Origin of the sequence: Pseudomonas sp. GM24 (assembly GCF_000282235.1) — a bacterium.
GTDB lineage: Bacteria > Pseudomonadota > Gammaproteobacteria > Pseudomonadales > Pseudomonadaceae > Aquipseudomonas.
Genome location: NZ_AKJR01000353.1, coordinates 1 through 5,913 on the forward strand (window position 1 = coordinate 1; position 5,913 = coordinate 5,913).

Here is a 5,913-nt window from a genome sequence, read left to right on the forward strand (position 1 = left end):
CTCGCGATGAGGTCCTGACAGCCGCCCAATCTCTACCTGCATACACCCAAGCCAATTGTGGGAGCTGGCTTGCCAGCGATGGCGGGCTGACTGCCGACCAGTTTCTAGCTGATTACCCGTAGTCCGCTCTACCTCAGCCACTTCCTACATCTTTTTCAGAAACCTCCGATATTGAGCCTTGGTGCCTCGGATGCTGTACTCCAGCCTCTGCTTCCAGCGTTCCTGAGTTTGTCTTGATGAAAAAGCCGCCAGCATTGAAAGGCAGAACCGACCCCGTTTTCGACTTGTTGGTGCGCCCGCCCCACAAGCATCGTCTGGAGGATTATCTTGCGCTGCTCAAGCCGCTCGATGATCAAGGTCGTTATCTGCCATTTGAAGCGTTGCGTTATCGCTGGGCGCCAGGGCTGGATGCCAAGCTCTGTTGGGCCTTGGTCAAGAAGGCACGGGCTGCCCAGCACATTAACCTTCTGCCACTGGGCGAGCCTGTGCAGTGGGGGAAGTATCTGTTGACGCCGCTGGCGCAGAAGACCATCTCCATCGTCGATCGACAGGCCAGTACGGCTGCGCTGGAGTACATGACCAGCCAGATTGGCGAACGGGCGCATTTCAGTTATCTGCTCAATGATCTTATCGAAGATGAAGCGATTGCCAGTAGCCAGTTGGAAGGCGCTGCGACGACTACGCGTGTGGCCAAGGACATGCTCAAGCAGCAGCGCCAGCCCCGCACTCCGGATGAACGCATGGTGATGGGTAATTACCGGATGATGAATTTTGCCTGGGAGAGACGTTACGAACCCTTGAGCGTGGATTTGATTGCGGCGATTCATCGGGTGGGGGTCGAGGGTATCGATGACGAGCAGTATTCCCCTGGGGTGTTCAGGACCAATGACGAGGTGGTTGTCCAGGACGGGGCGGGCAATACGGTGCACCGGCCGCCACCTGCAGCAGGATTGGTGTCGCGGCTTGAGCGACTGTCGCACTGGATCAACCTGCCCGAAGGCTCACCGCAAGAGACGAGCTACCTGCATCCACTGATCAAGGCGATCACACTGCATTTTGCCTTGGGCTACGAACATCCCTTTCGCGACGGCAACGGGCGGGTCGCCAGGGCGTTGTTTTACTGGTTCATGTTCAAGAACGAATTTGCGGCGTTTCGCTACATTGCGATCAGTTTGTTACTGCGTAATGCGCCGGTGAAATATGGACGTTCATACCTGCATACCGAGGCGGATGAGCTGGATCTGACTTATTTCATCGAGTTCCAGTGTTCGGTGATCCAGCGTGCGGTGCTCGGGTTTTCCGATGTTTACCGCAAGAGCGTGGCCTACACCGAAGAGTTCGAGCGCTGGCTGACGAATTCTGGCTACTTCGATCAGATGACGGAAATACAGCGCGCGGTGTATCAGGCGGCAAAAAGCGGGGAGGCTAAGGAGTTCACGGCAGGCAATTTGGCGGAAAATTTTGGTTGCTCGTATAACGAGGCGACTTCGGTTCTGGAGGGGCTGGACCAATTGCAGCTTTTGGAGAGAAGGAAGATGGGGCGGGAGTGGGTGTTCTTTTTACGTAGTCCTTTACGTGGAGGGAAGCACGGGAGCGAATTGATTCGCCCCCGCGTCGTGGCTGTTTAGAGTGTGCCGAACACCTTCTTCGCCAGACTGGTCGCCGCAGCGGCCGGGTTCTGGCGGATGGTTTCTTCCTGTTTGCCGATCATCTCGAACAGGCCATTCAGCGCTTGTTCGGTGACGTAGTTTTCAACGTTGGCGCTCTTCGCATCGACAACGCCAAACGCAGCAGCCTGACCAGCGAACGAGTTGTACTTCTGCGCTACGCCAACCTTGTCGGTCGCCTGTTTGACGATCGGCAGGAACTTGGCGCGGATCTGTTCGCGGCTGGATTTGTCGAGGTATTGCGTGGCCGAATCCTTGCCGCCGCTGAGGATGCCTTTGGCGTCTGCCACGCTCATTTTCTTCACGGCGTCGACGAGGATTGGCTGGGCCTGAGTCACAGCGGATTCGGCAGCCTTGTTCATCGCGGTTTCCAGTTCTTCAACCTGGGCGCCCATGCCGAAGGCTTTCATCTTGCTCGCGGCTTTGCCGAGTTTGCCCGGCAGTTCGATCTTCACGTCGGGGTTGTTGCTGAAACCGCCGGGTGTGCCCAGTTGTTTGACGGCGATTTGTGCGCCTTGGGTCAGAGCATCCTTGAGACCGCCGGTGGCGTCTTTTTGCGACAGGTCACTGAGCGACAGCGCCAGCGCGCTGGCGGAGATCATCAGGCCTGCGCACAGGCCGGCGAAGCGAAGGGTAGGGCGGAGCATGGCGGCTTCCTTGTTGCGGAAAAGGGCTGCGGAAAATGAATTAACGAACGGCGTCGACGCGGATTTTCAGCGGCTGCGGGTCGTTACCGCCGAGTTGCACGGCATGGTTTTCGGTGGTGATGAACATCAGCTCACCATTGACTTCGATGCGCGCGCTGACCGAATAGCGATGGCCGGGTTTGACCTGCGCCGGGTCGTAGCTCAGGTGGAAAGGCAGCGGCACCTGGCCTTTGACCTGGCCTTTTTGCTCGTCCAATACGACGGCTGGCGCGTCGGCCAATGAAACGTCTTGCAGGCTGACGCTAAGGGTCGCGCTCGGTGGCAGAGCGATGCGCTGCAGGTAGAACACTTCACCGTCGAGGCCGACTTTGCCAGCGGGGGTGGTCGATTGGCAGGCGCTCAGCAGTGTGGCAGCGGCGAGCAGGGTGAGTTTTTGCATCGGAAGTTCTCCTTTTCATTGTGGGAGCGAGCTTGCTCGCGAAGGCGGTTTAGCATTCAACATTTCAGTTGTCTGACACGCCGTCTTCGCGAGCAAGTCGAATCGTCGCACCGTCACTCCCACCAGGTTTGCATCAGGTCTCGGGTTGGGCGACGACCTGATCTGCTGCGTCTTCACTGCGATGCAGCGCGACTTGACGGATCGACAAACGAATCTCCGCCGGCAACACGCGTTTGGCCGCACCTTCGGCGAGTTCGCCGAGCAGTTCGTGGTAACTCAGTTTGCCGGCCTCGTCGCGACGCAGCACGTCGAGGTCGAGCAGGGTCTGGATGAAGTGGCGGAACAGGCTCTTGTCGAAGAACTCCGGGGCGTTGAGGCCGTGGAGGATCGACAGGCGCTGGGCCATGACCGTGCAGAGGTCTTCCAGCTCTTCGGCGCTGATACTGTTCTGGCCGCTGTTGAGCAGCAACGACACGGTCATGTAGAAGCGCTGCAAGGTCTGGGCGATGCTCTTCGACAGCAGCGTCAGCAGGACGAAATGTCGCGAACTTGGCGCCGGACGCAGGTACACATCTTTCTCGAAACGCAGCAGGCCTTGCTCGACGAACGCTTCCAGCCACTGATCGACCACACCGTCCAGTTCGTCCAGCGTCCAGCGAATGAACAGTTCCGATTGCAGGTACGGATACAGCGCGCGGGTGTAGCGCAGGATCTGCTCGCGGCTCATGCGCGAGGTGCTCTGGAAGAAGCTCGCCAGCAGCGCCGGCAGCGCGAAGATGTGCAGCACGTTGTTGCGGTAGTAGGTCATCAGGACGGCGTTCTGCTCGTCCAGATAGAGAATCTTGCCCAGCGCATCGTTCTGCTCGGCGAGCAGGTCCATGTCCTTCACATGCTCGATCAGCGCGCGGCCATCACCTTCCGGCAAGGTGGTGTGCGGCGAGTATGGGACTTTGCGCAGCAGCGCCAGATACAGATCCAGCACTCGCGCCATGGCGCGATCATCCAGCGCCAGGCGCGTAGTCGACAGCAGCGCCAGCGCCACCAGATTGACCGGGTTGATCGCCGCCGCTTCGTTCAAATGCTGTGCGACTTTTTCGCCGAGGCGATTGGTGGTTTCGTTGAGCCACGCCGGCTTGTACTGCGGCCCGAGTTCCTGCTGGCGCCAGTCCGGTTGCTCGGCGTCGAGGAATTCTGCGAGTTTGATCGGCTCACCGAAGTTCACCGCGACCTGACCGAAACGCTGCTTGAGCGCGCCGATGACTTTGAAAATGTCGAAGATCGATTCTTTTTTCTTGCTTGCCCCGCGCAATTCGCCGAGGTAAGTGCGACCTTCCAGCACGCGCTCATAACCGATGTACACCGGCACAAACACGATCGGCATCCGCGACGAACGCAGGAAGCTGCGCATCGTAATCGCGAGCATCCCGGTTTTCGGTTGCAACATGCGCCCGGTGCGCGAGCGGCCGCCCTCGACGAAGTACTCGACCGGGAAGCCTTTGGTGAACAGCGTGTGCAGGTATTCGTTGAACACCGAGGTGTACAGCGGATTGCCCTTGAACGTGCGGCGCATGAAGAACGCGCCGCCACGGCGCAGCAGGCTGCCGATCACCGGCATGTTCAAGTTGATCCCGGCGGCGATGTGCGGCGGGGTCAGGCCGTTGCGGAACAGCAGGTAGGAGAGCAGCAGGTAGTCGATGTGGCTGCGGTGGCACGGCACGTAGATCACTTCGTGACCCTGGGCGACCTTCTGCACGCCTTCGATGTGGTTGACCTTGATGCCGTCGTAGATCTTGTTCCAGAACCAGCTCAGCACCACTTCGAGGAAACGGATCGCGGTGTAGGTGTAGTCCGAGGCGATCTCGTTGCCGTAGCGCAAGGCCTGGGCCTTGGCTTTCTCCGGGGAGATGTTTTCGCGCTCGGCTTCGTCGAGGATCGCTTGCTTGACCAATGGCTGGTTGAGCAGACCTTTGACCAGGTTACGGCGGTGGGAAATGTCCGGGCCGATGACCGCTGCTTTCAGGTTGCGGAAGTGCACACGCAGAATGCGCTGGGCCATGCGCACGGTGCGTTCGTGGCCCTTGTTGTGCTCGATCAATTCGCGCAGATGGATCGGCGCGGAGAACTGCACGCGGGTCTTGCGGCCGAGGACGATGATGCTCAGCAGTCGACGCAGGCGCCCGGTGACGGCCCAGCTGTCGGCGAACAATAGCTTCCACGGACTGTTTTCGCTGTCCGGCGACTGACCCCAGAACACGCTGACCGGGATGATCTGCGCGTCTTCGGCAGCGTTCTGGGTGAGGGCGCTGACCAGACGGGTCAGGGTCGGCGGCGCACCGCGTTTGTCCTGGCGACCAAGCCAGTCTGGGTCCGGTGTCAGGTAGAAAAACGCCGCCGGTTCGATCAGCGAACCCACCGACACCGGCAGTACCGGACGCGGCAGACCGGCCTTGGTGCACTCGGTGTCGAGCACGGCCAGATCGGTCAGCGAAGGGTTTTGCAGGACGTAGAACACCGGACGACTGCGGTCGAGGTTGAGGGTGAACGACGACTGGTTGATCGTCTCCGAGCGAACCCAGAGGTACAACAGTCGGCGCAGGGTGCCAAACACAAGACGGCGGAACGGGGAACGGGTCATACGGCTTCTGCGTGAGTGAATAAAACCGAGCGGTTGCTCGGGAGGTCGACAGTTTGCCGTATTCACCGAAAATCGGCAAAAAAGCGGCGAAGTAATCTCCTGTTGAGAGTTTTCCCACCTGTCATATACTCGGCGGTCTGTCGCCGGGGCCCTCTTATGGACGTCGGACGCAGGCTGACGTTCCGCAAAGGCTTTCCTGCGAAAAGCCTGTTCAATAATAAGAAAGGAGTATGAACAGATGGCAACCCGTGAAACCGGCAACGTGAAGTGGTTCAACGACGCCAAAGGCTACGGCTTTATCCAGCGCGAAGACGGGGTGGACGTGTTCGTGCACTACCGCGCGATTCGCGGCGAAGGGCATCGGTCGCTGACTGAAGGCCAGCAGGTCGAATACGCGGTGATTACTGGCGAGAAGGGTTTGCAGGCTGAGGATGTTGTAGGCCTGTAACCTTGAAGATCAAAAGATCGCAGCCTTCGGCAGCTCCTACGGGTGTACACATGACCCTGTAGGAGCTGCCGAAGGCT

Annotated in this window: 5 protein-coding genes; 2 read left to right on the forward strand and 3 right to left on the reverse strand. The window is 59.2% G+C overall.

Features of this window, described 5'->3' with window-relative positions:
* The first annotated feature begins 236 nt into the window (after positions 1-236).
* Positions 237-1,628 carry a Fic family protein gene (locus PMI23_RS28225; RefSeq protein WP_007950297.1) on the forward strand — a complete coding sequence of 464 codons (1,392 nt, stop codon included), beginning with the start codon at positions 237-239 and terminating at the stop codon, positions 1,626-1,628.
* Here PMI23_RS28225 and PMI23_RS28230 read toward each other — a convergent pair.
* From PMI23_RS28230 to plsB, 3 genes are all read right to left on the reverse strand, one after another.
* A complete protein-coding gene (locus PMI23_RS28230; protein WP_007908873.1) occupies positions 1,625-2,314 on the reverse strand; it encodes a DUF4197 domain-containing protein in 690 nt (229 codons plus the stop codon). The genes PMI23_RS28225 and PMI23_RS28230 overlap by 4 nt on opposite strands.
* 40 nt (positions 2,315-2,354) lie before the next feature.
* Positions 2,355-2,753: a YbaY family lipoprotein gene (locus PMI23_RS28235; RefSeq protein WP_007908872.1), complete on the reverse strand. Its 399-nt coding sequence runs from the start codon at positions 2,751-2,753 to the stop codon at positions 2,355-2,357.
* A gap of 133 nt (positions 2,754-2,886) precedes the next feature.
* A complete protein-coding gene (gene plsB / locus PMI23_RS28240; protein ID WP_007908871.1) occupies positions 2,887-5,388 on the reverse strand; it encodes a glycerol-3-phosphate 1-O-acyltransferase PlsB in 2,502 nt (833 codons plus the stop codon).
* A gap of 238 nt (positions 5,389-5,626) precedes the next feature.
* On the opposite strand from plsB, the gene PMI23_RS28245 reads away from it, so the two are divergent.
* Positions 5,627-5,836 carry a cold-shock protein gene (locus PMI23_RS28245; RefSeq protein ID WP_007908870.1) on the forward strand — a complete coding sequence of 70 codons (210 nt, stop codon included), beginning with the start codon at positions 5,627-5,629 and terminating at the stop codon, positions 5,834-5,836.
* Positions 5,837-5,913 lie beyond the last annotated feature (77 nt).